The 24,128-nt window shown below is 39.8% G+C and carries 28 protein-coding genes and 1 pseudogene; 5 read left to right on the top strand and 24 right to left on the bottom strand.

Going from position 1 to position 24,128, the window contains the following annotated elements; genetic code table 11:
• Positions 1 to 16: 16 nt before the first annotated feature.
• The 3 genes from HMPREF2926_RS00685 to HMPREF2926_RS00675 all read right to left on the bottom strand — a co-directional run bounded on the left by HMPREF2926_RS00685 (position 17) and on the right by HMPREF2926_RS00675 (position 2,006).
• Positions 17 to 1,180 (bottom strand): chloride channel protein, encoded by a 1,164-nt coding sequence (locus HMPREF2926_RS00685; protein WP_176745527.1) that lies wholly within the window; start codon positions 1,178 to 1,180, stop codon positions 17 to 19.
• A gap of 46 nt (positions 1,181 to 1,226) precedes the next feature.
• A complete protein-coding gene (locus HMPREF2926_RS00680) occupies positions 1,227 to 1,499 on the bottom strand; it encodes a chorismate mutase (RefSeq protein ID WP_014713229.1) in 273 nt (90 codons plus the stop codon).
• 63 nt (positions 1,500 to 1,562) lie between these two features.
• A complete protein-coding gene (locus HMPREF2926_RS00675; RefSeq protein WP_070586131.1) occupies positions 1,563 to 2,006 on the bottom strand; it encodes a flavodoxin in 444 nt (147 codons plus the stop codon).
• Positions 2,007 to 2,295: 289 nt separating this feature from the next.
• Here HMPREF2926_RS00675 and HMPREF2926_RS00670 point away from each other — a divergent pair, with 289 nt between their 5' ends.
• The 3 genes from HMPREF2926_RS00670 (at position 2,296) to HMPREF2926_RS00660 (ending at position 4,313) form a co-directional block, all read left to right on the top strand.
• Positions 2,296 to 3,240 carry a DHH family phosphoesterase gene (locus tag HMPREF2926_RS00670; protein ID WP_070586130.1) on the top strand — a complete coding sequence of 315 codons (945 nt, stop codon included), beginning with the start codon at positions 2,296 to 2,298 and terminating at the stop codon, positions 3,238 to 3,240.
• A 96-nt stretch (positions 3,241 to 3,336) separates the two neighbouring features.
• Positions 3,337 to 3,909, top strand: a complete 573-nt coding sequence (locus HMPREF2926_RS00665; protein ID WP_049485845.1) for a hypothetical protein — start codon at positions 3,337 to 3,339, stop codon at positions 3,907 to 3,909.
• Between the two features lie 161 nt (positions 3,910 to 4,070).
• The gene (locus HMPREF2926_RS00660; RefSeq protein WP_003016441.1) at positions 4,071 to 4,313 is read left to right on the top strand and encodes a type B 50S ribosomal protein L31; all 243 of its coding nucleotides are present in this window, start codon (positions 4,071 to 4,073) and stop codon (positions 4,311 to 4,313) included.
• Positions 4,314 to 4,428: 115 nt separating this feature from the next.
• Here HMPREF2926_RS00660 and HMPREF2926_RS00655 read toward each other — a convergent pair whose 3' ends face one another.
• The 14 genes from HMPREF2926_RS00655 to HMPREF2926_RS00590 form a co-directional block, all read right to left on the bottom strand.
• On the bottom strand, positions 4,429 to 5,193 hold the full coding sequence (locus tag HMPREF2926_RS00655; RefSeq protein WP_070586129.1) for a (S)-acetoin forming diacetyl reductase: 765 nt from the start codon (positions 5,191 to 5,193) through the stop codon (positions 4,429 to 4,431).
• Positions 5,194 to 5,660: 467 nt separating this feature from the next.
• Positions 5,661 to 7,169, bottom strand: coding sequence for a glycerol kinase GlpK (glpK, locus tag HMPREF2926_RS00650; protein WP_070586128.1), 1,509 nt, complete (start codon positions 7,167 to 7,169; stop codon positions 5,661 to 5,663).
• Between the two features lie 186 nt (positions 7,170 to 7,355).
• On the bottom strand, positions 7,356 to 8,027 hold the full coding sequence (locus tag HMPREF2926_RS00645) for an ankyrin repeat domain-containing protein (RefSeq protein ID WP_070586127.1): 672 nt from the start codon (positions 8,025 to 8,027) through the stop codon (positions 7,356 to 7,358).
• A 158-nt stretch (positions 8,028 to 8,185) separates the two neighbouring features.
• The gene (locus HMPREF2926_RS00640; protein WP_070586126.1) at positions 8,186 to 8,941 is read right to left on the bottom strand and encodes a CPBP family glutamic-type intramembrane protease; all 756 of its coding nucleotides are present in this window, start codon (positions 8,939 to 8,941) and stop codon (positions 8,186 to 8,188) included.
• Positions 8,938 to 9,693, bottom strand: coding sequence for a CPBP family intramembrane glutamic endopeptidase (locus HMPREF2926_RS00635; RefSeq protein ID WP_070586125.1), 756 nt, complete (start codon positions 9,691 to 9,693; stop codon positions 8,938 to 8,940). Before HMPREF2926_RS00635 ends, HMPREF2926_RS00640 begins: the two co-directional genes overlap by 4 nt.
• Before the next feature lie 22 nt (positions 9,694 to 9,715).
• Positions 9,716 to 10,132, bottom strand: coding sequence for a hypothetical protein (locus HMPREF2926_RS00630; protein ID WP_070586124.1), 417 nt, complete (start codon positions 10,130 to 10,132; stop codon positions 9,716 to 9,718).
• A gap of 3 nt (positions 10,133 to 10,135) precedes the next feature.
• Entirely contained in the window at positions 10,136 to 11,023 is an 888-nt protein-coding gene (locus HMPREF2926_RS00625; protein WP_070586123.1) for a DUF4300 family protein, read from the bottom strand.
• Between the two features lie 201 nt (positions 11,024 to 11,224).
• A complete protein-coding gene (locus tag HMPREF2926_RS00620) occupies positions 11,225 to 12,004 on the bottom strand; it encodes an Ltp family lipoprotein (protein ID WP_256262996.1) in 780 nt (259 codons plus the stop codon).
• A 161-nt stretch (positions 12,005 to 12,165) separates the two neighbouring features.
• Positions 12,166 to 12,477, bottom strand: a complete 312-nt coding sequence (locus tag HMPREF2926_RS00615) for a hypothetical protein (protein ID WP_003006843.1) — start codon at positions 12,475 to 12,477, stop codon at positions 12,166 to 12,168.
• Positions 12,478 to 12,627: 150 nt separating this feature from the next.
• Entirely contained in the window at positions 12,628 to 13,488 is an 861-nt protein-coding gene (locus HMPREF2926_RS00610; protein WP_070586122.1) for a MerR family transcriptional regulator, read from the bottom strand.
• 218 nt (positions 13,489 to 13,706) lie between these two features.
• Complete coding sequence (locus tag HMPREF2926_RS00605; protein ID WP_061455503.1) at positions 13,707 to 14,150, bottom strand: 8-oxo-dGTP diphosphatase; 444 nt, start codon at positions 14,148 to 14,150, stop codon at positions 13,707 to 13,709.
• A gap of 59 nt (positions 14,151 to 14,209) precedes the next feature.
• Positions 14,210 to 14,728 (bottom strand): RDD family protein, encoded by a 519-nt coding sequence (locus HMPREF2926_RS00600; RefSeq protein WP_371106508.1) that lies wholly within the window; start codon positions 14,726 to 14,728, stop codon positions 14,210 to 14,212.
• Between the two features lie 260 nt (positions 14,729 to 14,988).
• Positions 14,989 to 16,737 carry a glycoside hydrolase family 13 protein gene (locus tag HMPREF2926_RS00595; protein WP_070586121.1) on the bottom strand — a complete coding sequence of 583 codons (1,749 nt, stop codon included), beginning with the start codon at positions 16,735 to 16,737 and terminating at the stop codon, positions 14,989 to 14,991.
• Positions 16,738 to 16,941: 204 nt separating this feature from the next.
• Entirely contained in the window at positions 16,942 to 17,961 is a 1,020-nt protein-coding gene (locus tag HMPREF2926_RS00590) for a DNA/RNA non-specific endonuclease (protein ID WP_070586120.1), read from the bottom strand.
• 343 nt (positions 17,962 to 18,304) lie between these two features.
• Between HMPREF2926_RS00590 and HMPREF2926_RS00585 the strand changes: the two genes are divergently transcribed.
• Positions 18,305 to 19,192: a helix-turn-helix domain-containing protein gene (locus HMPREF2926_RS00585; RefSeq protein WP_070586119.1), complete on the top strand. Its 888-nt coding sequence runs from the start codon at positions 18,305 to 18,307 to the stop codon at positions 19,190 to 19,192.
• 4 nt (positions 19,193 to 19,196) lie between these two features.
• Positions 19,197 to 19,982, top strand: a complete 786-nt coding sequence (locus tag HMPREF2926_RS00580) for a CPBP family intramembrane glutamic endopeptidase (RefSeq protein ID WP_070586118.1) — start codon at positions 19,197 to 19,199, stop codon at positions 19,980 to 19,982.
• Positions 19,983 to 20,261: 279 nt separating this feature from the next.
• Here the strand turns inward: HMPREF2926_RS00580 and HMPREF2926_RS00575 are convergent, their stop codons facing one another.
• From HMPREF2926_RS00575 to HMPREF2926_RS00545, 7 genes and pseudogenes are all read right to left on the bottom strand, one after another.
• Complete coding sequence (locus tag HMPREF2926_RS00575) at positions 20,262 to 20,705, bottom strand: GNAT family N-acetyltransferase (protein WP_070586117.1); 444 nt, start codon at positions 20,703 to 20,705, stop codon at positions 20,262 to 20,264.
• A 15-nt stretch (positions 20,706 to 20,720) separates the two neighbouring features.
• Positions 20,721 to 21,158 (bottom strand): hypothetical protein, encoded by a 438-nt coding sequence (locus HMPREF2926_RS00570; RefSeq protein WP_070586116.1) that lies wholly within the window; start codon positions 21,156 to 21,158, stop codon positions 20,721 to 20,723.
• A gap of 11 nt (positions 21,159 to 21,169) precedes the next feature.
• Positions 21,170 to 21,547 carry a DUF7668 domain-containing protein gene (locus HMPREF2926_RS11400; protein ID WP_371106509.1) on the bottom strand — a complete coding sequence of 126 codons (378 nt, stop codon included), beginning with the start codon at positions 21,545 to 21,547 and terminating at the stop codon, positions 21,170 to 21,172.
• Between the two features lie 116 nt (positions 21,548 to 21,663).
• A complete protein-coding gene (locus tag HMPREF2926_RS00560; protein WP_070586114.1) occupies positions 21,664 to 22,218 on the bottom strand; it encodes a hypothetical protein in 555 nt (184 codons plus the stop codon).
• Between the two features lie 27 nt (positions 22,219 to 22,245).
• Positions 22,246 to 22,719: a hypothetical protein gene (locus HMPREF2926_RS00555; RefSeq protein ID WP_176745524.1), complete on the bottom strand. Its 474-nt coding sequence runs from the start codon at positions 22,717 to 22,719 to the stop codon at positions 22,246 to 22,248.
• An 18-nt stretch (positions 22,720 to 22,737) separates the two neighbouring features.
• A pseudogene (locus HMPREF2926_RS00550) lies at positions 22,738 to 23,589 on the bottom strand (CbrC family protein).
• A gap of 31 nt (positions 23,590 to 23,620) precedes the next feature.
• The gene (locus HMPREF2926_RS00545) at positions 23,621 to 24,127 is read right to left on the bottom strand and encodes a YfbM family protein (RefSeq protein ID WP_070586112.1); all 507 of its coding nucleotides are present in this window, start codon (positions 24,125 to 24,127) and stop codon (positions 23,621 to 23,623) included.
• Position 24,128: the final 1 nt, after the last annotated feature.

The following is a 24,128-nucleotide window of genomic DNA, read 5'->3' as shown; positions in this document are numbered from 1 at the left end:
TGTAAAGCTCTTTTCTCTACTTTTTCGCAACTTTTTGACCGGAATAAATGCTCCACTCTTTTGGCAGGCAATAGGCGATGGCACAGGCGATTACAAAGAAAGGAAGATTGGCATAACCAAAGACTTCACCTCCGATCAAGATCGGTGCGAGCAAGGTCGTGGTCGCACTGCCAAAGACACTGGCATAACCGATAGCAGCCACGACTAAGACTGGTAAGCCCAGCATAGGAGCAAGAAAGACTCCAAGCGTAGCTCCGATCGCAAAGAGCGGGGTCACTTCTCCTCCTTGGTATCCCGCAGAGATGGTCACCACGGTAAAGAGGAGCTTCAAGATCCAGTCATAACTATGGGCACTCCCCTGATGAAAAGCCAGATCAATCAGATTGGTTCCAAGTCCACTGTATGTTCCGACCTTGGTCAGCTGGAGAGTCAAGAGGACCAAGCTAAGTCCAGCCCCTATAAGGGCAATCCGGATATAAGGATTAGGCAGGACTTTCGCGACTGTTTTCTTCAACCAGGAAAGGCTAACAGCAAAGAGTTTCCCAGCGAGTCCAAAAGCGAGGCCAAGAAGAGCAACTTTGATCAAGGTCTCTGGTGTCCAGCTTAGCGTTTCTTTTAGTGGCACAGCAAATTTCTCTAAGCCAAGGGCATGAGAGGTAAAGCTAGCCACGATCGAGGCGATAAGGGCAGGATAGAGAGCCATCAACTGCAACTCTCCAACTGTCAGAACTTCCAGGGCAAAGAAGGTCGCAGCCAGCGGCGTCTGAAAAAGCCCCGCAAAACCAGCTGCCATCCCGGTCATGAGAAAGATACGAGAAGCATCCGGGATCTTGATATGACGGGCAAAACGATGCGAAAGGGTCGCTCCGATCTGGACCGCCACACCTTCCCGACCGACCGAACCACCAAAGAGATGGCTCATCCAGGTCGTCAGCATAATCAAAGGCACCAAGACCAAGGGGATTTTCTCCTCACGCGCGTGTCCGACATCAAAGATGAGGCCCATCCCTTTTGAAGCCTTGCCACCAAAACGTTTATAGAGATAAACGATGACAAGCCCCGCTAAGGCCAGAAAAAGAATCAAGGGCCAATGCTGGCTTCGGAAATCTCCAATCAGGAGAAGACCTTGACCAAAAATCATATCAATGGCACCGACCAAGAGACCAATGAAAAGCGCCATCCCTGTTAGGACCACATACTGTTGTGCTTTTTGCTTGATCGATAAACTAGTCACGCGCCCTCACCTCCTCTTGGAAGTCTCTCGAGCGCTTCATCATATCTTGAAACTGAGCTTGAATAGTCGCCCGATACTGCTCATCCGTCACGAGAGAGCCGACTTTCTCAAGTACCTCTCTTTCCCTTCCTTGATCGAGCACAGGTAAGCCCTGCTGCTTCTTATATTCTACAATCTGACCAACACAGACCATCCGTCTTTCCAGCAAGGCTACTAGCTCTTGATCGATCTGGTCAATGTCCTTACGAATCTGATCTAAATCCATGTGTCTCCTCTTTATTTTGGATATAAATCGAGGCTGTAATCCATCTATCCAGCCTCATTGTCATTAATTTGCTTTTGCTACGAGTTCTTTTGCAAAGGCTTCTAATTTTTCAATGTCTTCGTCTTCTGCAGACAAATCAACTTTGACACACTCAGAGCCTTTTTCAGCACCAGTCGCAGCGAAGCAACGGTCGAAATCATCAACTGCTTTACAGAATTCATCGTAGAAGGTATCACCTGATCCTACCACACCGTAAAGTTTGCCTTTGAGATCAAGGCCAGCCAAATCTTCGTAGAAATCTTGGATCTCATCTGGAAGCTCTCCATCGCCGTAAGTATAAGTCGCTACTACCGCGATATCCGCATCAAGGAAGTCCTCCGCATCCACAGTTGTACACTCATCCACATCTACTTCGACACCAAGATCACGGAATTTGTCCGCTACGATATCCGCAATTTCTTCAGTATTTCCAGTCATACTAGCAAAAACAATCTTCGCTACAGTCATAATTTCCTCCCAAAAGCTATTTCCCGTATTATACCACTTTTTCAAGCATTTTGCACGAAACCTTTCCCGATAAGGTGAAAGAAGGGACACCTTTCAAGAAATTGGACCGATTCAACCTAATCACCCTCGTTTTCATTTAATTGATTGTTTAATTTCTTTCATCATATTCATCCATTCTACCAAAATAATGATCTTCTGTAAAACCGCTTCCACAGCTCCTAATTAGTGATAAATGCTTGCTGGATGGGCCTTTCTTATGTTAAAATTGACAGAGAAAATGAGGTAATGTATGAACGTAATGAATGAAATTCTTGAAAAGATTCAAGCTTATGACACGATTATTATCCACCGTCACCAAAATCCGGATCCAGATGCGATTGGTAGCCAAGTGGGCTTGCGGGACCTTCTCCGTGCGCATTTCCCACAAAAGCGGGTCTTGGCGACTGGCTATGATGAGCCGACCTTGACTTGGCTTTCTGAGATGGATGATGTTAGGGATGAGGATTATGAGGGGGCTTTGGTGATCGTTTGTGACACAGCCAATACTCCCCGCATCGATGACAAGCGCTATACGACAGGGAATTTCCTGATCAAGATTGACCACCATCCAAATGACGATGCTTATGGTGATCTGCTCTGGGTCGATACCGAGTCTAGCTCAACCAGCGAGTTGATTGTACTTTTTGCCAAGGAATTGGGTCTCGAACTCCCTGTAAGTGCTGCTCGTCTCCTCTATGCTGGAATTGTCGGCGATACAGGTCGCTTCCTTTATCCTGCCACTTCGACTCGGACTTTTGAGATTGCTGCCTTTCTTCGAAGTATTCCCTTTGATTTTACAGCACTTGCTCGGCAAATGGATACGATCAATCTCAAGACCGCTAAGCTTCAAGGCTATGTCTATGACCATCTTGAGATCGATGAACATGGCGCTGCGCGTGTTACCTTGACACAAGAGCTCTTAAAGAAATTCGATCTACGTGATTCAGAGACTGCTGCAATCGTCGGAGCTCCTGGACGCATTGATACCGTATCTGTTTGGGCTATCTTTGTCGAGCAGGCCGACGGTCACTTCCGTGTCCGGATGCGTAGCAAACGAAAAGTGATCAACGAAATTGCCAAACGTCATAATGGTGGTGGCCATCCACTAGCCAGTGGAGCTAACTCCTACTCCCTTGAAGAAAACGACCAAATCTACAAAGAGCTACAAGAAGTGGCTCGCACGAACGAAGGCTGAGAACGGTTTCTCAGCCTTTTTATCTTAGTCACGGGGTTTTCATTTGATCTTTCTTATGGTAAAATAAAGCTAATACAATTTTTAAGGAGACCTATTATGGAAAAAAATAGATTGTTTATCATTATCTCTGCTGCGGTAGCAATTCTTGGTACTTTCTTGCCATGGTATACCACTGTCTTTGGAGTTATTAGCATTTCTGGAATCCAAAATAGCGGATGGATTGTAATCGTCCTTTCTATTGCCTCTATCGTTCTTGCCTGCTTGAATAACATCAATACCCCTTTAAATAAAACTTTTTCAACTATCATCATTGTTGCAGGTTTTATTTCTACAATGGTTTCATTGCTTGCAACCTTCAATGGAAGTGAGTTTACCTCTGAGTTAGGTGGATTGGTTTCAATCGGCTTTGGGTTAATCCTTACTTTGATTGCAAGCATCGCTATTGTTGTGACTGGTCTCTTGGCGATGTCAGGTGGTAAAATCACTAAAGGAACATTCGAAGAACTTGCTGAATCTGGTAAAGGATTTGCCCAATCAGTTGGACGCGTGACAACTTCTACAGTTAAAACTGCTGTAGATGAAATCAAAAAAGAATCACACGAACACACTAAAGGACAAGCTGACCAACCAGTAGAAGCACCAAAAGATCCAAATCAATCTGAACAATAATAAGATCATCATCGCCTTGGCTTAGCCAGGGTGATTTTTTTGATCATTAATTTAAATAAAATTAGTGAAAATACTTGTCAAGATCCTGGAAATTTGGTACACTAGCTTAGTAACAATCTATGGCTCGGAAAGAGACCATGGCAGAAAGGAAATATTGCAAAATGAAAAAAGATATCCATCCAGAATATCGCCCTGTTGTCTTCATGGACACTACTACTGGTTACAAGTTCCTCAGCGGTTCAACTAAGTACTCTAGCGAAACAGTTGAATTCGAAGGTGAAACTTACCCATTGATCCGTGTTGAAATTTCATCAGACTCACACCCATTCTACACTGGACGTCAAAAGTTCACTCAAGCAGATGGACGTGTGGATCGTTTCAACAAAAAATACGGTCTCAAATAAGAACCAACACAGAACCACTTCCCTTCCGGGAGTGGTTTTTTTGATCTCTGTTTCCTCTATTGTGAATGCACAAAAGAAGAGGTTAGGATGTTTGATCCCAACCTCTTTTTTCATCTTAATGGAATTGCATACCACCATCCACGATAATGGTTTGACCTGTGATGTAGTTTGAGTCAGGTCCAGCAAGGAAGCTGACAGCCGCTGCTACATCTTCTGGTTCAGAAAGACGTTTCAAAGTGATATCTTTAGCGAATGTTTGCATACCCCATTCGTCATCTTTACCTGCGTTCTTACCAACTTCATGGGCAATGTCAAACATCATTGGAGTCTTGACGATACCTGGTGCATAAGCATTGACAGTGATTCCTGAATCTGCCAAGTCACGCGCCAAGGTTTGCGTAATCCCACGAACAGCAAACTTGGTCCCACCATAAATAGTCAAGTTTGGATTTCCGACAACCCCTGCTTGTGAAGTTGCATTGATGATTTTTCCGCCATGGCCAAGCGCTTTGAATTGAGCTTGTGCAGCTTGAGAACCCCAAATCACTCCACCAACGTTAATAGCAAATGTACGTGTAAATTGTTCTTCTGTAATTGTATCAAGTGGTGTAGTTGGCGCAACACCTGCATTGTTCACGACAACATTCAAATCTCCAAAATGGTCAACAACTTTCTGGAAAGCTGCAGCCACTTCTGCTTGTTTTGATACATCGGCAACGACTGCAAAAGCATTTTCTGCGGACAACTCAGCAACTGCTTTTTCAGCTGTTTCAGCATTGTAGTCCAATACTCCAACCTTAAAGCCATCTTGCACCAAGCGTTTTGCGATTGCAAAACCAATTCCTTGACCAGCACCTGTGACAATAGCTACTTTAGACATATGATTCCTCCTTGGTATCAATGATACCAGCAAACGTTCCTATCAGAACAGCAAGGGTTGACAACTAGTTTTGATGGGATCTTTTATAAATATCCGACAAAACTATGCTAACAGTATACTCCTTTGTGAAAAAAGTGTCAAACTCTGGCCTGTTATTTTTTAAAAAAAGTTTATTTATATGATATTTTTATTTAGTGATAAGTGAAATAGAATATGGCTTTTAACCAAAACAGATAACTGTTCTATTCTGTAAAAACTACATGAGGTTGGGACTAAAGTCCTAGCCTCTCAATTATTTTTGGATTGTTGAGCAAGACGCAGTGGTTGAGTGGGCTCTACTACGCTGATTTCATCAGCTTTTACAGCCCTACTCAACTGTGCGGAGGTGGGACGACGAAATCGAATTCTAACGAATTACCGATTTCTGTCCCACTCTCTCTCATAAACTATTCATTTGATGGGTCCCTTTAGTCATCGGACTCCGCAAATACTTGAGTGGCTTTGACTGCTTTCTTCCACCCCTTGTACAATTTCTCTTTGCGAGCTTCATCCATCTTTGGTTCAAAGATTTGAGCTGCTCCATGAAGAGATTTTAATTCTTCCAAGTCCTTCCAATAGCCTACGGTCAGACCTGCTAGGAAGGCTGCTCCTAAAGCCGTTGTTTCCAAGTTTTTCGCGCGGGCAATCGAAATTCCAAGAATATCTGCCTGAAACTGCATTAAGTAATCATTTTTCGCTGCTCCTCCGTCTACTTTTAGGACAGGGATAGGAGTCTTGGCATCTACCTGCATGGTGTCGATAATATCGCGTACTTGATAGGCAATGGATTGAAGGGTTGCCTTGATAAAGTCTTCCTTGGTTGTTCCCCTGGTAAGCCCAAAGACAGAACCACGCGCCTCTTGATTCCAATATGGTGCTCCAAGACCAGTAAAGGCAGGAACCACATAGATTTCATCCTGGTTCTGAGACTTCAGAGCATAGGCCTCAGATTCAGGAGAACTGTCGATCATACGCAGACCGTCACGAAGCCATTGAATGGCACTTCCAGCGATAAAGATAGATCCTTCAAGGGCATAGTAGACCTTACCATTAATCCCATAACCAATCGTCGTCAGCAAGTTATTCTCTGATAACTGCATCTCCTCACCTGTATTCATGATGATGAAAGATCCAGTCCCATAAGTATTTTTGACCATCCCAGGTTCAAAGGCCAATTGGCCAAAGAGAGCAGCCTGCTGGTCTCCTGCCATCCCTGCAATCGGCACTTGTCCACCGTAGAAATGGAAAGGAGCTGTCTTACCATAGATTTCAGAGTTTGAACGCACTTCAGGAAGCATGGCTTTAGGAATGTTGAGAATTTCTAAGATTTCATCGTCCCATTTCAGTTCCTTGATATTGTATAGCATAGTCCGCGCAGCATTGGAATAGTCTGTCACGTGAGCAGCTCCATCCGTCAGCTTCCAGACCAGCCAAGTATCAATGGTACCAAAGAGTAAGTCGCCTTTTTCAGCTCTTTCTTGCGCACCTTCTACATGGTCCAAAATCCAACGAACTTTAGTCGCTGAAAAGTAGGCATCGATGACCAAACCTGTCTTTTGGTGGAAGGTTTCTACATAGCCTTTGTTTTTGAGCTCTTCAGCTAGTGGGGCAGTTTGACGAGATTGCCAGACAATAGCATTGTAAATAGGAAGCCCCGTGTTCTTATCCCAAACAACCGTCGTTTCCCGTTGATTGGTAATGCCGATTGCTTCGATTTGATTGGGCTTGATGCCACTTTCAATAAAGACCTCAGCAATCACCGACTGAACCGAGTTCCAAATCTCATTAGCATTGTGCTCCACCCAACCAGCCTGCGGGAAAATTTGAGTGAATTCCTTTTGACTAGAGCTGACTTGCTCGCCTTTTTTATTAAAAATGATAGCCCGCGAACTAGTGGTTCCCTGGTCAATCGCCATAATGAAAGTTTCTTGAGACATAAACTGCCCTCCTGAATTCGATACTTAAAAATCTTGTTCTTTCATAAACTAGTATACTCTATTTCATCATGGATTTGTATCCATTTTTTTAAGAAAATCCGGTCTAACATTTTCTACTGCTTCTAGCTCTATCAGACAAAGTTAAAAGAGCACTGAGACTCTTTTAACTAGTAGTTCAAATGCTTATCAAGATTTGCTTTGATCTAACCGATTTAAAAACTCCATGGTCGGACTGTCTTGGTAAAGTTCTTTTAGAGGAATGTTCTGATAGACCGCTATTTCGTCCGCAGTCACACCATAACGAATCAATAGATCATAAATACGATTTAAATCATGCCGTAATTCATCCGTTATGAGGACATTATCGCTGGTTTCTTTTGTTTTCCAATAATAAGATGGCAGAACTTCCTTGGTTTCAATTAAAATAGTTTGCAACAAAGTCCCACCATGGCTGTCATTCTGAGAGATATCAGCCCCAAGTTCCAACATTTTCTCAAAAACCTTGAAAGACTGGTCAGCTTTTTCCTTAGACGAATACATCTCATATTGGCCATTCCAACGTTTGATCATGCGCCTGCAGTCAAATACAGCTCGTCCACCCGCTGTTTGGAGGACTGGTTGACAAAATGGATTCAGCTCTGTCGGCTCTTCAATAAAGTTAAGATCTGCCCCTCTATCAATGAGTAAATCTGCAATATCTAAATGTCCCGATTTAATAGCGACTTGAAGGAGCGACTGTCCTTGATCTCTTTTAGGTTTGTCACCCGAAACAGCATTGACTTCTTCAGGCTTTTTATCCAATATCTGACGGATAGCCTCTAGATCTCCTCTTCGCAACAACTGAAAGGTTTTTTGCATGGTTTTCCCCCTCTCTCATTATAGATAAGAATAACACTGTGTTGATACTTTGATCCTATATCTAGCATCTTCGTTAAACTGATTATACCATTTTATGAACTCTACATTGAAGTCCTAAAGGCTAAAGATGACAGACTCCCACCAAAAGAGGTACAATTCTATTTCTCTAATTTTCGTATAGCCACTAGCCAATAGGATACAAGGATTTCGAAAATAACCAGAAGGATAATCTGAGAAAGAGAGCTCTGAACCAGCATAAGGACAGCCAGACTATCAATTAGCATATGAGCGAGGATACAAGGGACAGCTCCTTTCGAGTACTCCTTGAGCGCTCCAAATAGGAAGGTATTCCCTAAAATCATCAGGTAAAAGATGAGATAGTTGGACGAACCTGCTGTAATCCAAGGGAGTTGATAGATAGGAATATGCCAGAGGAACCAGACAATGGAAAGAAGCATCATTTTAGGTATAAAGTGCTTACTAAAGGAAAGATGATCTTGTAAAAACCAACGCCAACCGACTTCTTCTAGACCGCCATATAATAATGTCCAGGGGAAATAAAGGAAGAAGGCCAAGAGGGAGTTCCCAGTAAAGCGAACATTCATGAGCAGGATGGAAATCCCATAATAAATGACGGGGATGAAGAATGCTAGGATCCAGGATAGGGGACTTTCTTTTTGAAGAAAGACCTTTTTGAAAAATTCACCCAAGGAGTTGACTTCACTCAACACCAGAGAAAAAACAGCCGCCACAATCATGGGAATCAAGTTCATTAGGATAAACAGTAGCGAGGCCCCCATACTCCTCCCATCTGGGAAAAACCAAAGGATCACTTGCCCTACTAGAAATGTAGCAAGGAGGGCAGTCAGTGCATACCAAATAGCGACTGATTGTTTTGAAATAAATTTGCTCATTTTTCCTCCTTTACAGTTACATACTTCTTTTTTGCAATCATAATTGCTAAACTAATAATAAGAATTTTACTGACTAGAGATAGCCATACCTCTTCATTCACTAGAATCTGAGACAAGGAATTGATACAGGCATGGGTCATGACACAGAGCCATAAATTTTGCGTTTTATGATACAAGGCCGATAAGATAAAGCAGTTAGTTAGCAGACCTACTAGAAACGGAAACAAATGAATGACAGCTAAAGAACCGTCGATATAAAAGTATAGTAGATGCCAACTAGACCAAGCTAAAAAGGTGATCAAAGTAGCTGAAAAATAAGGTATTTTTTCCTGCAAAGTTGGTTGAAAGAAATAACGCCAGCCAATTTCTTCAATCCCACCGAAAAGAAGAGCCTTAAAAAAGAGTACTACTGGCAAGACCAACGATTGAGTGGTGATCTTACCACCTAAGATAAATGGGAAAAAGTCAAGCAACAAGAAAAAGAGCACTAAACAATAATTTGCCAAACTGTCTTTGACTTGAAAAAAATCTTTTAGAACTTGTTTGAAACTAGATTGATGGTAACTAATGCTTGCAAGACTGCCCCACAAAGCTGATGACAAGCCACCTAAAACAACAGCGATCATCCCCATTGGTGATGTAAAATCAACCTTGACTCCTCCTGCTCTTAAAAACCACACCAGAAGGCTGACTCCTAATACTTGACCATAGGTCCCTATCAAATACATGGATAGGGCTTGCTTTCTACTCATTCGCGATTCCTTTTTCTTTCAATTAATTTCCAGCGCTATCTACCTTAAACCCATACTTGCCTGCATTTCGTTTGAGCTTCTCAACCAGAGCTTCATTCCGCTTACTTTTTCCAAAAAAGAAGGGAATAGTCTTTCCGTTTCTAAGCTCGATATAGAAAGCATAGCGAGCCCCACCACCAGATCGTCCACGAAAAATTGCATAGGTGATTTGCTTGATCTCTTTCAGTGGGATCCTGCGACGACTGAAACACAGAGCGACATGGATATAGAAGATTCCACGGCTAATATGGAACGGGGCAAAGTAGGGACCTCCACTACGTTTCACGATTGCCCTTCTTCTCAGGAAAAGGAGAAGACTGAAAAAGAGCAAGAAAATGAGCACATATAGAATCGGAGCATACTCCATTATCTTTCTAAATTCTAACACGCCGTCTTTCATCCTCTACTTCATCTCAACCCATTTTTCATTATCCATGATAAAGGGTTTAGCCAGACCTTCGCCTGTGTAGTCTTGGTACTTGGTCTCCAAGTATTTGTAGACATCTTCCTTGGTCGCAAACTTAATGGCTTGGTAGGGCTCTTCGAAGGTTAGCTTTTCGACAAATAGATAGCCGTCCTTAGAAGGAACCAAGACACCGACGTGCCCGACAAAAAGGCTATTTCCATCTAGGTTATCATGAACGATAACAGAAAGCATGCGCGCATTTTCATTGAACTTGAAGTGAGAAAAATACTCTTCCATCTTCTTGGCATGGACCTTGACATCCGTTGTCGCCTCTGTCGGAACCCGTGAATACAGAATGTTAAAGGCTTCCTTGTCTGCCTCACCGAAGATCTTCCCTTTGTCAATCGCATCATTGTCCACAAATAAAAGTTCACTATCCGCTTTCATCTTAGGAATCTCGATGCGATTCTTCAGAAGAGTATAGCTATTGATCCGGCAGTTGGTCCCGACGAAATCGCCCTTTTTCTTGGTCCACAAGTCACTGATCTTCTCAATATTGTAGTCTGTTTTCTTAAACTTGCTGAAGTCACCCGTCAAGCCGACCGAGCCAACAATGCTATCGTAATCCGTTACTAGACCCAAAAACTTGTCTACACTGTCCTTATCCAAATAAGCAGACAAAAGACTCCGCACTTCTTCGACACTTGCTTTGCTGTTGAGGTTGCTGTAGCTTCCCTTGTAGCGCTCCTTATCTGAACTAGATTTCTGTACAGTGGAACTTGCCTGCTTTTCCTTGTATTGCTTTTGGTTGCTACTACAAGCCGCTAAAGCAAAGATCGCCAAGGCACAGCTAGTAAGGAGCATGAATTTTTTAGATGGTTTCATAAACTGGTTCCTTCTCTATTGATTAAAATGTTTGTTCTATAAATTTTTCATATCGATAATCCTTTTCCTCTATTATAGTTTAAAACTAGCTTTGCTCCAACTATTTTTTACGAAATGAGAAAAGTTTATAAGTAACAAAAAAGAGCTGGCAGACTGTCCAGCTCTTTAATATGTTACAAAAATCAAAATTAAAATTATTGTTTAATTCAACCAATCTATTTTTGCATGTTCTATTGCGTACTCCGCTTCTTCTTGAGTAAATCTTCTATATTCAACAAGTTTTTGTAATAACCTTTCTTTCGTAATCTTGCCACTGTTCGCATAAAATTCCGCTTTTTTCACAGCTTCCTCTTTCCAATCGAAATGACCTTGTTCTATGGCATAATCAGCCTCTTCTTGAGTAAATTTTTCAATATTTATAAGTTGCTCAACCAATTTTTCTTTTGAATAATGAAACTCTTGATAATATTTTGCTTTTAAAAGTGCTTGCTCTTTCCAGTCTACATTAAGCTTATTTAAAGCGTACTGAGTAGCATCCTCTGAATACCTGTCATACTTGGTAAGATAAATTTTAATTTGCTGCTGCGATAAATGCTTTTTTGACCAAGATTTAGCTTTTTCATATGCATATGTATAATCTGGATCTAGTAAAGTTGGAGGAAATAGTCCTTTCATAAACATATTCATTAATGATTTTAAATCTTCCTTATTTTTTCTATCACTTGAAGAAGAGTATTCTTGTTTTGATGATTCGAAAACATCCTTATTTCCATCACTTGAGGTAGAGTATTTTTCTACAGGATAAGTTTCTTTTAACCATGAATAACTCGAATGATTATGAGCTTCTTCATAAGCTTTAATATATCCATTATACATAATAGCGAACATTCCTATCAACAATACAAAAATCGAAAAAATAATTATAACAAATTTTTTCATCATGACTACCTTTACTTGTTTTTCTTCAATGGAATCTTTCATCCCTCTGGAACTGCTTTCATTAGCATTATATCATGAAATATTGTTGATTTTTATTTATTAGTGTAAAAGTCTCTATGCTAGTAAATAAAAAAGTGACTGCATTTCAACTGCAATCACTCATTCAATTGTGTGATAAAAAAATAACAAAGTATTATATAAGATTATTTAATCTTGTGTTTGTTCATCTTTTCTTCAAAGATGGCCGTCATAATCTTACGGAGCTCTTCTCCTTCTTTTTCAGGAAGGTCCCCTTGACGTTTCGCCACGGCATAGAGTTCAGGGTATTGCTTGGCTACACGCTCAACTGTCTTGGTCGTCGCATGCCCCCTGACAAAGAAAGGAATACGTTTGATCCATTCTTGCGGGACAAGAGCAAGTAATTTCTTCGCCGCTTCCTTATCAGAAATCTCAGCCGTACTCAATCCTTGCTTGATTTGTTCTTGTTCTTTTTCTGTAAAATCTTTCAATTCCATAGTAAACTCCTCATTTGTTTATCTAAGGACACATTATACACCTATATAGGGAAAAGTACAATTAAAGGAACCGAAAAATAGAGCAAGGGCATGTCTTCCCTCACTCTATCTCTTAATCGTTAAATCTTATGAAGTATATTGATTTCCGATTTACTGTGGAGCATCTGCTTTTTGTTTTAAGTAATAGTTACTTGCGTCCGTTAGTTTTTTATAATAACGATCGTAACTCTTACTAAATTGTCTAATCAGCGGAATAGCGACCTCATAGTAGTGATGGTCCATCAAAAATGTTTTCAGTTGATCTTGAATAATTTTCATTGGACTTGTTTTGTAATCATCACTGTTCAAATAGCGATCATAAATAGAAATTGTGTCCTTATTTTCATTATGCCACTTTTCATAACTTTCTACCGCAGCTATCTTAGCTTCATTAACCTCTTTTAAGGTCTTCATATTAAAACTAGAACTCAGTTCATCAACATAATCCTGTTCTTCTCTGCTTAACTCAAAGGTTGGAAGGCTATCTAAATATTGAATATATTTCTTAAATGCCGCTTCTCCATCTTTTGACAAGGGCTCTTGTAAAAAAGGTTGATAGGCAGCAAATAAGCATTGACCTAAGTATCCTGGAAATGCTCTTTCGAGTCTCTTATAAATGGAGTCCTCAGCTTCGATGATCGCAAGTTTTTCATTGATCATATCCGTGTCTGCACCTTTGATATAGAGATCGAACACTACTTTCCGTTTCTCATCACTTTCTAGTTCTTGCTCTTTTCTTCTGAGAATACTAGATGGAGTAGCCCCATCTGTCTTCAGACAGTCCTTTATTTCTGTTATGGTTAGCCCTAATTTTTTAAACAAGGCAATCTTATTCAGAATCTCTACATCCTTTTCCGAATATTCCCTATACCCATTTTCTAGTCTTCGAGGATGAATAAAACCTTTTTCTTCATAGTATTCTAGTGCTTTTCGAGTTAAACCTGTTATTTTTTGAATATCATTTCTTAACATGATCTTGCACCCCCTTTATCTATATGATACTCCTGTCCCCAAGGGGCATGTCAACCTTCACCTTATAAACAGAAGACGATCATTTTTCTAATCACTTTCATCTCCTATTATAACAAGGTTCCACGAATAAAGCAGTCATAAAAAAAGAAAAACAGCCAACCATACGGTTGACTGCTTAAAAAAATAAATTAAATCTTTAGAAGAATTAGTATTAAAATTTACTTTAAATCGTATTTCCAGTCTTCTCCATCTTGGTAGTAGAAAAATTCAGAAAGGTCTTCTTCAAGGAAAATACGAAGCATATCCTCCATATCTAAGGAGAGGTCTAGTTTTGGCAATTCTTTCAGGGCCTCCCACCAGACTTCCCCCTCTTCAGAGGATATTAATTCTCCGTCAAACTTTTCTGTCTTATAAAAGAGAACTACATAACGAATGCCTTCTTTTACCCAATCTTTCATTCCACAAATCTGGGGAGAAACTATCCTTAAGCCAGTTTCTTCCTTCACTTCACGGATCACTGATTCAGTAAATGACTCTCCCACTTCGACATGACCTCCAGGAAATGTAATGCCTGGCCAGTCCTCTTTTTTACGATGAATAACAAGAACTCTATCGCCATCTCTTACCATACAAAGATTCGTAAATTCAACGTTTTCATTCATATAGACACTTCCCAACTATGTGTATTTTTTCTTTGAGGACTGAATAGACAATCTCTATCCTAGGCACCTTTTTGCTGAACTTGCGTATGGGCTAGCAGGTCACCTAGATGCCTCTTATCTTTTCTAAACATTGTCATTGCCAGTAGCAAAACTGCGAGGAGAGTCGCCGAAATAGAGAGGCTAATGGATAACACATCAAAATTACTATAGACACCATGAATCGTGCCCATATGACCTATTTGCCAAGGTAAAAATTTAATCGTGTTTCTAATCAAGCTAGCTTGCACTGTTTTTTTCTGATAGACCAGTTCAAATCCCGCTTTTATCTTCCCAAAACTTCCATTTTTTGCATAATCCAAGAATGTGAAAAGGATCGTAATCGGCAAAACAGAGGTGAAAAATGCAATCCACTGCGACTGAATTTCTGTAAACTCTGGGATACCATTAAAAAAAATAATGTAAAAAAGCATAGAACCAAAAAACAGAAGTGCTAAATAAGCTAGTATGAAAAGATAATCAAATAGTAATTCAATCATTCTTTTTTTAAACGAAATAGGATTAATTGCTAACATCTTCATCACCATCTCCTCCTTTATCATTTGCTACTATTATACTATACTGACAACCATAAACCAACCATTTATAAAACGGAAAGAGAGTGAGACAGAAATCGGTCATTCGTTAGAATTCGATTTCGTCGTCCCACCTCCGCACAGTTGAGTAGGGCTGTAAAAGCTGATGAAATCAGCGTAGTAGAGCCTACTCAACCACTGCGTCTTGATCGACAATCCAAAAATAATAAAGAGGCTAGGACTTTTGTCCCAGCCTCTTCTTTCTGCTAATTTTCTCTATAAATAACAAAGCCATTTGGCTGAATGGTCAATCGATCATCGGAAATGCTTCCAAGACTGATCAGATCTGCCTGTCCGCTTTCTATGACAAAGTCTGTCTTTGAGTGGTTAAAGTAGGCTTTGAGAATGTGACCTTCATGCTGCCATTCTACTGCCACCACATCCGGCTTTACTTCTTCCAAGCTAATCTTGCCATGCTGAATCATGCCGGCTACTTCTTTTCGTAGCTGGATCAAGTCCTTCATAAAGTTCAGCATATCATTGTCCGCTGACACGCTCTCCCAAGGCATGACACGACGGCAATCTGGGTCTGGTCCACCGATGAGGGCTAGCTCCGTTCCATAATAGATACATGGCGTTCCCCGTTGCAGATAGAGGAAGGCGAGAGCAGACTTGACGGACGGAAGATCACCTTTGGCCGTCGTCAGGATCCGCTCTGTATCATGCGAGTCCAAGAGATTGAACATGACCTCAGAGATCTGCTGCCTGTAGTACATAGACTGGCTATTGATCTCCCAAATGAAGCGTTGCGTCTCCTTATGCCCCCGCAGGAAATAATCCTTGATACTCTCCGAGAGAGGATAGTTCATCACCGCATGGAACTCATCACCATTGAGCCAAGGTTGTGACGAATGCCAGATTTCCCCGAGGATATAGAGGTCTGGTTTCTTGGCCAAGACCGACTTACGGAAATCTCGCCAAAATTGATGATCGATTTCATTGGCCACGTCCAGTCGCCAAGCATCAATATCAAACTCTTCAATCCAGTATGTCGCAACCTTCAAGAGATAGTCCTTCACCTCTGGATTAGCTGTATTGAGCTTAGGCATATAGCCCGCAAAGGCAAAAGCATGATAGGTTAGGTCACGATTGTTCCAAAGATTATCTGTCTCAACCGGGAAATCCTTGATGTGGAACCAGTCCTTGTAAATCGAATCCTCCCCGTGTTTGAGCACATCCTGCCATTGGGGTGAATCATAGCCAATATGGTTGAAGACGGCATCCAGCATGATCTTCATCCCACGCGCATGGGCCTCTTTCACTAGCTGGCGGAAGGTCTCCTTATCTCCAAAATGACGATCGATTTCATAATAGTCAATGGTATCGTACTTGTGATTGCTCGGAGATTCAAAAATCGGGCAAAGATAGAGCCCTGTAATCCCTAACTCCTGCAAGTAATTCAAATGATCGATGATTCCTTGTAAATCTCCACCAAAGAAATCCAATATTTGCGGAGCAATAGAAGCATCCCAAGGGCGAACGCCTTCTGGAGAAAGGGCTGGATTCCCATTGGCAAAGCGTTCTGGGAAGATTTGGTACCAAACCGTCTGCGCTACCCAATCTGGAACAGCACAACCATCAATCTCATGGATAAAAGGAAGCTTAAATCCGTTCATGACGAAGTCAATGTTCTCCTTGTTATAGGAAGCCACACCCCGGTCTCCATATAAGATCTTCTCTCCCGCTGTATCCTCTAATTCAAAGAGGTACTGGATCCGGGCATGACCAACAGATACCGACACTTGCCAATAATCAAAGAGATCGTCGGTCGTCACCTTGTCCATTTCCTTAGTTGCCTCATAAAGATCCTCTATAAAAATAAAAGGATCCCCATAGTGCAAGACAATCCGTTTGACATCCTCTTTCTTAGTCCGGATGCGAATGTGAAGCTGGCCGTCCTTATAAAGATAGGCGTACTCCGATTCAGGCCGGTGGTAAATCGCTGTTAATTCCATCTGTCTCGTCTCCTACTTTCCTTTCTTTTCATCATTTACCAATTTATGCAAACGATTACACAAAACTCATTCTAGTATACAACTTTAGAAAAAGCTTTGCAAGATCTTGTGAGAGATAATTTTAGACTACTAACTTTTTAAGATTGTAATGCACACAAAAAGCCCACCATTTGGGGGCTTTCTAATCATCTAAATGACTGATCCTTATTCCTTACTTGTATGTCGCTTCCCAAGACTTAGCGCTTGCTCTTCTGACATCTGAACTACCTTAGAAAAATTGGTATTGCGAGGCATACTGTCCAAAGAATACCAATAAACATCGGCACTTCCATTTCTAGCCACATAAACCACTGGAGCCAGTTGACGAGTTGGCTCTGTAGGCTGGACAGGTTGAACTGGCTGTGCAGGCACTGCTGGCTGACTCGGTTGAGGGGCTTGACTTGGTTGCGTCTCTACAGAAGGACTGGCTGGTTGTGGTTGACTACTTGGTTCCGTCGGCACCAAGGATGGCTTGGCGGTTCCCTTCAGATAGTCAATGGTCGCATTCTTGGAATAATTATCCAAGGTAACGGTGGTGATCCCATAAGCATCTACTGACTCTTTGGGGCTACTTAAATTGATTGGTAGAAGGTTGCCATCTCGATCAATTCCCACATATTGCAAGGTCACCTTCCGAGGAATCAATTCATCCCCCGTGTAGACAGGCGTCACCTTATAATCTAGCCAGTAATTGGGGTGGGTGGCCAGCCAGCTATCGAGCCGTTTCTCGTAGTAGAGCATGCCTTCCACATTGCTATCTGCTGTCCCTTTATAATTCCCCGTATTGGTCCAAGCAGTTAGAGGAACCAAATTTTTCCCTTCATTGGTCAGTCCACTAAATTGATAGCCAATCAGATGCCCTCTATGGAACAGCCAGGCCTTCTTTCCTTTGTTTCCATAAGCAATCTTATAATTGTGCCAGCCAACCGGATTATAGTTGAGACGTGGTTCTCTTTTTTTCTTTGGCTCATCCTTGTCCTGCAACTGAATATGAGCTGAGGTCGCACGACCTAAATGATCAAAATCTCCCAGTACGAGCTGCTTACTGCCATTAAAAGGCAGTAGATGAAGACTCTGGTAATCGAGGCCCGTTTGCTGGGCTTGAACCCCTTGTACAAAAGCCAAGGACATAAAAACCGAGACCATCGCAACAATAACATTTTTCAAAAAGCGTTTTGTAACCATGATTGAAACTCCCACATTTCTATCTAGTGATATTATAGCAGAAAAAAGCGGTTACAGAACAAATAATTTTTTAGAACCTATTTTATGCTATTTTTATTACTACCAGACTATCGGGGATTTCAAAATATTATTTTTAATTCTATTATTTGAATGTATGGTAAAATAACTAAAATAATGCTAAAAATCAACGTAAAAACGATAAATGCCACGCAAAGTAGCAAAAATAATGAGAATGCAACCTCTACTTGCTTGTGCTGTAATCATCGTTTATTCTATACTAAAATCAGTCATATTGCTACTTTATGACAAATTACATCATAGAATATAGAGGAGGTCATACAACATGACATTTGCTGAAAAATTAAAATCCATACGTAAACAAGTAGGGATGTCACAAGAACTTTTAGCTGAAAAAATCGGTGTATCAAGACAAGCTGTAACAAAGTGGGAAACTGGTGCTGGTATTCCAGATATCGAAAATATGATATCCATCTCAAACCTATTTAACATCTCTATCGATGAGCTAATCTGTAATGAAAGAACTAGTCTTAAGACAAGCGAATATCTTTTTGAGAGTATCACAGAGTATGATATCGATAAGATCAAGAGCTATGATATGAAATTTGGAGGCGCAGAAAAGTTTGTATTGTCCGGATACAAGGGAGAAAAGATTAGAGTTCGTCTGGTATCCAATCTTCTTTCTACACTTCAAAATGATTTTAAAGTAAAAATTGATGATAGTAGAAAAAGAATTGACCTAGATGTAAAACGTTACAATGGCGTAACAGAGGCAACGGCTAAAGAAACGGTCAGTATCTTTGTGCAAATCCCAACTCGCTATATTAGTCACATTGAATGCGCGGTTCGTGCAGAGTCTGTAGAAATTCACTCCCTAGGATGTGACAATATCGAACTAGACGTTAAGACATCTCGTATTACTCTAGAAGATATTTCAGGTAAAGTAAAAATAAATTGTAATCTTGATATGGAAGTATTATGTCATTCATTAAACGGTGAAATTGACATTAACCAGATTTCAGCAACATCCAGAATTCGTATTCCTGAAAATAGCCTATTTACTGCTGTTGCTAAAGGGATTGGAACAAGCATTTATTATGAAAAAAATGGGCAAAAAACTGAACCATTCGATTCACCCGATGCAGATAATATAATTGAATTGAATGGTATTAAGAGTGAACTAGTTATCTATACAGCTGAAGAAAGAGGGTAACTAAATGAATGTAAATTATTTAAAAAGATACATCATCAGTTCTTATATACTTGTTTGGGCACTCATTATTTTTGTAGCAGCTCCTGCAAGTTTAATATTTAAGGTTCCACCTGTTATCATGTGGATTGTACGAAATATTGTCGCTTGGTCTCCATCATATCTTCTTTTATTTGGATGGAAGTATTTCAGGACTGATGAGAAAAGAACAACTTTCCTTAAGCGGTGTTTCTCTGCTAAAGTGTCGTTACTCCCACTTCTCTCTTCATTTGGTCTTACATTTGGGCTCAGTATTCTATCACTCTTCCTCTACTCACTTATGACCCAAAAAACAATGTTCTCCTACATCAATCTAGGAACCGTATCATTGCCACTAAGTATATTCTTATCATTTACATCAGGTCCGACTGGTGAAGAATTAGGGTGGCGTGGTTATATGAGAGAAGAATTTAATAAAAAATATCATTTTTTAAAATCCTCTATTTACCAAGGCCTAGTCTGGTGTTTCTGGCATACACTTCTGTGGGTTGTAGATTCAAAATTTACGGACTGGCGGGCCATTCCTTATATTATTGCTAATATTGTTGTGATTACATCTATTACTATTTGTATGAATATTATTCTGGAAAAATATAATAATCTGATTTATTCTATTTTCATGCATTTTGGCTTTAATATCGTTTATGTATTTTTGGATGCTGATATCGGATTTTTTATCATTTTGACCTTGCTATACCTACTCATCACACCGATTGCAATTCATATACGAAATAAAACTGTGGAGAGATTATAGTGGGAAAATCCCTCCATTAACCGTACAAAATTTCGACTTCGAAGGTCCTCCTACAACTGTTTGTTTAACTTGTTTCAAACATGAATCAGAGTGATAGATTGTAAAATCATATAAAAAGAACACCAACAAAAATCATCTGTTGGTGTTCTCTTCATATTTAGATTTCGGAAAAAACTCTTGTCCATGTATCAGTGGCTACCCTTTATCTCTATTTTTCATGAACATTGTTTTATAAACAGCAGATTACAGTCTTAATCTATGTGGAGATACACACCTTTCCTAAATCAACTTATATTCATACCACTCTTCATCTACTTTCTGAAAACCCAAAGCCAAAAACATTCTTTGACTTTGAGTATTAAAAGGATAAATTTGAGCAGTTACCTTAACCATTTCTTTCTCTTTGGCCAACTGTATCATTTCAGAAATACATCGTCTTCCGATCTGTAAATTCTGATACTCTTTGCTGACAACTATTGAAAGTTCCGAGTTATCTTGAAGTGTCACATCTCCAACCAACACTCCCTCATATTGGATATAATAGCACGAACCATGTGAAGTTAGGTAATCATACATTTTATGAAGTTTTGTTACATCGTAAATCTGATCAGTATTATCCACTTGTTTGCAAACCTCACTATCTTGATACCAAAGAAGGGAGATGTCATCATTCCTATAATAAGGAATAAGAGTGATCTGATCGTCTAGTATTCTATTCATCATGACTTCTTCTTATTTCTATTTAGAGATTTCTTCCGATACTTCAATATTTCCCATCAACCAATTGGACATCTTTTTGCCCTTGTCTTTATAAGGATTGGGAGGAAACAAGGTAAAAGGGGGAATGCTGGCATCCGGGAAGAATAGTTCTACGCTTATCGTTCGTTCGCGATTATGATTGATGTAGGCTGTAAAATAGATATGGTAATGTCCGCTCACATCACCACCATTATCATACTCTCCTCTAGCAGTATTTGGCAATAAGGTAACAGACTCTATGCCCTGCTTTTCCTGGGCTAACTGTGTAATGATCTCACTCTTAATAGCAGCCTCATGATTTCTGACGAAATTCCCATCATCACTATATCCAGGATGATCACTAAGAGAATAGAAAACAATGACCATCAGAAAGGGTAGGGAAATTAAAAAAATAATTAGCTTTTTCGATTTTAACATGTGGGTCCTTACTAATCTGAATCAATATTAAGAAATCTCACCTTATAGCCATCTTTGGTATATAAAAATTCTAATTGAAGGGTCATATCCACTAATTCTGAATTAGAAGTCATCTCATAGTCAACGGTAAACCCAGAATGGTCATTATAATCATAAATCTCCAATTGAGAATACTCATAAGGTGGATGGAAATTACATGCCACTCCATATTCATCAATCGTGTCAAAATCATTTAATTCAAGTGTTTTTTCAACATATCCAAAGAATTCATTTAAATCGTCAATCTCAGATTCGTCAACATAATTCTTTATATCTTCATAATTTTTTAAGTGAATATCTTTTAAAATATTTGTGATAACCTCTATAACTTTTTCTCTTTTTAAATCTATCGAAAAATCCCATAGGGAAATCCTTTCTCACTGTACATAATAGTTTACTGAGATGTACTTATCCCATCGCTTTAAGGGCCTATCCAAATAAGAATAAGCCTGATTTTTTATCTAATCTAGGAATTATGAATTAATTGCTCCAATTCTACTTCTGAAAGATATCCATGATTGTATAGTTTACTTAACAAGGCTTCATCTACGGTAATTTCATAATAGTCAGTCACAAACTCATGAAATCTCTCAAAGCTATCAAAGAGGTAAGATAGCAACCATTCTCCGCCATCCTGATCTTGGTAAGTCTGTTGATGCGCGTGACCGTCATACCAGATAAAGAAGGTTGTTTCATCTTTTTGTTCTTCTGAATAAAATGAGACATACTTTTCATCCAGTCCTTTATAAAAACTATCGATGATATCTTGATTCCACTCGTCAGCACCAAACTGGCTTAAACTACTTTCATGATCAAAGCCTTTTATAAGGATCATTTTATCAGTCAAAATCACATCTAAAGAATCACCAGATCCATTATCAATAAGATAGCGGACTCCATAGTCTTCCTCAGTCTTAATCACGAGTCTGAGCCAATCCTCACTCGGATCTGTCAGATATTCGTCAATGACTAGCAAGGCATCTAAGCGAGTCTTTATCTTGTCCCAATTAATCTTTCTCATCTCTAAAAAACCTCCATCTTATTCTTGCTATTTATCAAGATCACAAGCCCTATAACGAGCTGTTAGATAGCCTGAAAAGCTAATCTGAGGGATATTCCACTCATTGGGCAAATAAATGGAACAATCTACCTGATCGCCTAGAGGGGAACTTGCTGAGAAGACATATCTTCCCAAATCCTCATTATTAGGATTTCTTTCAACTTGACTCAATCTGCTAGTATTGAACCAGTCTTTAAACAGTAACCAGATTTGCTCGGCATCTTCGTTTAATAAGGAGACTTTCAAGTTGTAGCTAATTCCGACCCTACATCTTTTTTTGAATCCTAACTCATCAGCTTTACAAACTTTTATCGATCCCTTATCATACTGCCAGTTATCACTATCTAATAGGGGAAATTGAATAGATAGATTGTCTTTAAATCCCTGTATAGTATCTAATAAATCTTTGGAGGCGGCTTCGAATAATTCTAGTTCTTCCATAGTCTTCTCTTTAATTTTCATAGCGAATCACATTCCGATTTAATCTGCATCAACCCAGATCTGGTATTTTTGACAATGGAGACATCTAAACAAATAACCACAGATAGGCCCGTCTTTAACCAAGTAGTCTTCTACCTCTTGATATTCCTCACGCGCTTCATAGTCTGCCAAGACTTGCTCAGCGATTCCCATATCCTTTAATTCACGAGTTCCAACTGTACCCAGGTAAGCACAATAATCTTGGCAACAAGAAAGCCAATATTCTCCCTGCCAACTAGAGTAGCCTGGAGTCTGACAAAAAAGCAGCTGATTCTTTTCTGGATCCAATTCACCCTGCCACTCGGCATCTTGGATAAATTCCGCATCGAATTTCTTAGCTGCTTAACCATTTGCAATGCAAGTTGGGCAGAGATGTTCTATCTCTTCAATACTGTAGGGTCTAAGAGCATAATAAACATTGCTTTCTTTCCCACAAGATGGACAAACCTTGGCTTCTCCTTCAACAAATGAACCTGTAGCTAAGGGATCTGGATGATAGAGAAAATGGGGTAAGTCTTTTAACAAGTCCTGCCTTTGCTTCTTCTCTTCTTTTGTTAGTGGACGAGAATGGGCAAATCTATCTCCATGACTTTGACTCATTTCTTGTAAACGACTCAGTTTCTTTATCTGTTTTCGATCTGGTTTATCTAAGATTTCAGTAAATAAGCTATAGGCACTAGTGTAGAGACCCAATTGCTCATAGAGGTCAACTAAGACTTTCTTCGCTTCTAAATCATCAGACTTAGCTAATTCATCAGCCAAATCATAAAGGGCTGCGACACTTGAAGGCTTTCCATCTTGGTCCAGGTATTGCTTTTTTAATGTAATGTATTTTTCTAGAAATGGATTCATAGGATTACCTTTCTAATGGAATATAAAAACCTTAACAAATAGTGACTAGGACATTTCCACTGAGTTCCAGAATATTTTTGTAAAACTCTTTCATATTTACAAAGCAGGTTAAAATGTCATCCTTGATTTCTTCCTCTTCCTCAAGATAATCCCAAATATCAGGATACAAGTCGGCTTTCTTGCATGCTTCCATACTAAAGTCTTTCAAAGCCTTGTCCATATCAAATTCTTCTAAAGCTTGACTGATAGCCGCAATTCTCGATTTTTCAGTATAGGCGATATATTCAGATACATCCTCTAGAGGAGTCACCCCTAAAACAGCTTCTCTCAAGGGATTGTCATCCAAAAATTCTGAACTACTAAATCCTGTCATGACAAAGAGAAGAGCATCCCACATTTTGTCGATATCTATTATGATATCATGAGTGTCAGCGGAGTCCTCAGCAAAGTCTAACAAGTCATCTTCTTGGTTAGAAAGAGCTTTTATTTGTTCTAATTCATTGTCTGGTAAATATTGATAATTGGCAATCATTCCCATG

Origin of the sequence: Streptococcus sp. HMSC078D09, from assembly GCF_001813675.1 — a bacterium.
Taxonomy (GTDB): domain Bacteria; phylum Bacillota; class Bacilli; order Lactobacillales; family Streptococcaceae; genus Streptococcus.
The sequence above is the reverse complement of the archived record's forward strand: the minus strand, read 5'-3'. Positions and strand labels throughout refer to the sequence as shown.

Coding starts and splice junctions, on each gene's coding strand:
- HMPREF2926_RS00585 (WP_070586119.1), top strand. CDS start 18,305: ATGACATTTGCTGAAAAATTAAAATCCATACGTAAACAAGTAGGGATG.
- HMPREF2926_RS00600 (WP_371106508.1), bottom strand. CDS start 14,728: ATGAAGATGTTAGCAATTAATCCTATTTCGTTTAAAAAAAGAATGATT.
- HMPREF2926_RS00660 (WP_003016441.1), top strand. CDS start 4,071: ATGAAAAAAGATATCCATCCAGAATATCGCCCTGTTGTCTTCATGGAC.
- HMPREF2926_RS00560 (WP_070586114.1), bottom strand. CDS start 22,218: ATGAGAAAGATTAATTGGGACAAGATAAAGACTCGCTTAGATGCCTTG.
- HMPREF2926_RS00645 (WP_070586127.1), bottom strand. CDS start 8,027: ATGCAAAAAACCTTTCAGTTGTTGCGAAGAGGAGATCTAGAGGCTATC.
- HMPREF2926_RS00665 (WP_049485845.1), top strand. CDS start 3,337: ATGGAAAAAAATAGATTGTTTATCATTATCTCTGCTGCGGTAGCAATT.
- HMPREF2926_RS00620 (WP_256262996.1), bottom strand. CDS start 12,004: ATGAAAGATTCCATTGAAGAAAAACAAGTAAAGGTAGTCATGATGAAA.
- HMPREF2926_RS00575 (WP_070586117.1), bottom strand. CDS start 20,705: ATGATGAATAGAATACTAGACGATCAGATCACTCTTATTCCTTATTAT.
- HMPREF2926_RS00655 (WP_070586129.1), bottom strand. CDS start 5,193: ATGTCTAAAGTAGCTATTGTCACAGGTGCTGGTCAAGGAATTGGTTTT.
- HMPREF2926_RS00675 (WP_070586131.1), bottom strand. CDS start 2,006: ATGACTGTAGCGAAGATTGTTTTTGCTAGTATGACTGGAAATACTGAA.
- HMPREF2926_RS00625 (WP_070586123.1), bottom strand. CDS start 11,023: ATGAAACCATCTAAAAAATTCATGCTCCTTACTAGCTGTGCCTTGGCG.
- HMPREF2926_RS00635 (WP_070586125.1), bottom strand. CDS start 9,693: ATGAGTAGAAAGCAAGCCCTATCCATGTATTTGATAGGGACCTATGGT.
- HMPREF2926_RS00555 (WP_176745524.1), bottom strand. CDS start 22,719: ATGAAAATTAAAGAGAAGACTATGGAAGAACTAGAATTATTCGAAGCC.
- HMPREF2926_RS00680 (WP_014713229.1), bottom strand. CDS start 1,499: ATGGATTTAGATCAGATTCGTAAGGACATTGACCAGATCGATCAAGAG.
- HMPREF2926_RS00685 (WP_176745527.1), bottom strand. CDS start 1,180: ATGGCGCTTTTCATTGGTCTCTTGGTCGGTGCCATTGATATGATTTTT.
- HMPREF2926_RS00580 (WP_070586118.1), top strand. CDS start 19,197: ATGAATGTAAATTATTTAAAAAGATACATCATCAGTTCTTATATACTT.
- HMPREF2926_RS00605 (WP_061455503.1), bottom strand. CDS start 14,150: ATGAATGAAAACGTTGAATTTACGAATCTTTGTATGGTAAGAGATGGC.
- HMPREF2926_RS00630 (WP_070586124.1), bottom strand. CDS start 10,132: ATGAAAGACGGCGTGTTAGAATTTAGAAAGATAATGGAGTATGCTCCG.
- HMPREF2926_RS00615 (WP_003006843.1), bottom strand. CDS start 12,477: ATGGAATTGAAAGATTTTACAGAAAAAGAACAAGAACAAATCAAGCAA.
- HMPREF2926_RS00570 (WP_070586116.1), bottom strand. CDS start 21,158: ATGTTAAAATCGAAAAAGCTAATTATTTTTTTAATTTCCCTACCCTTT.
- HMPREF2926_RS00610 (WP_070586122.1), bottom strand. CDS start 13,488: ATGTTAAGAAATGATATTCAAAAAATAACAGGTTTAACTCGAAAAGCA.
- HMPREF2926_RS00670 (WP_070586130.1), top strand. CDS start 2,296: ATGAACGTAATGAATGAAATTCTTGAAAAGATTCAAGCTTATGACACG.
- HMPREF2926_RS00545 (WP_070586112.1), bottom strand. CDS start 24,127: ATGGGAATGATTGCCAATTATCAATATTTACCAGACAATGAATTAGAA.
- HMPREF2926_RS00595 (WP_070586121.1), bottom strand. CDS start 16,737: ATGGAATTAACAGCGATTTACCACCGGCCTGAATCGGAGTACGCCTAT.
- HMPREF2926_RS00640 (WP_070586126.1), bottom strand. CDS start 8,941: ATGAGCAAATTTATTTCAAAACAATCAGTCGCTATTTGGTATGCACTG.
- HMPREF2926_RS00590 (WP_070586120.1), bottom strand. CDS start 17,961: ATGGTTACAAAACGCTTTTTGAAAAATGTTATTGTTGCGATGGTCTCG.
- glpK (WP_070586128.1), bottom strand. CDS start 7,169: ATGTCTCAAGAAACTTTCATTATGGCGATTGACCAGGGAACCACTAGT.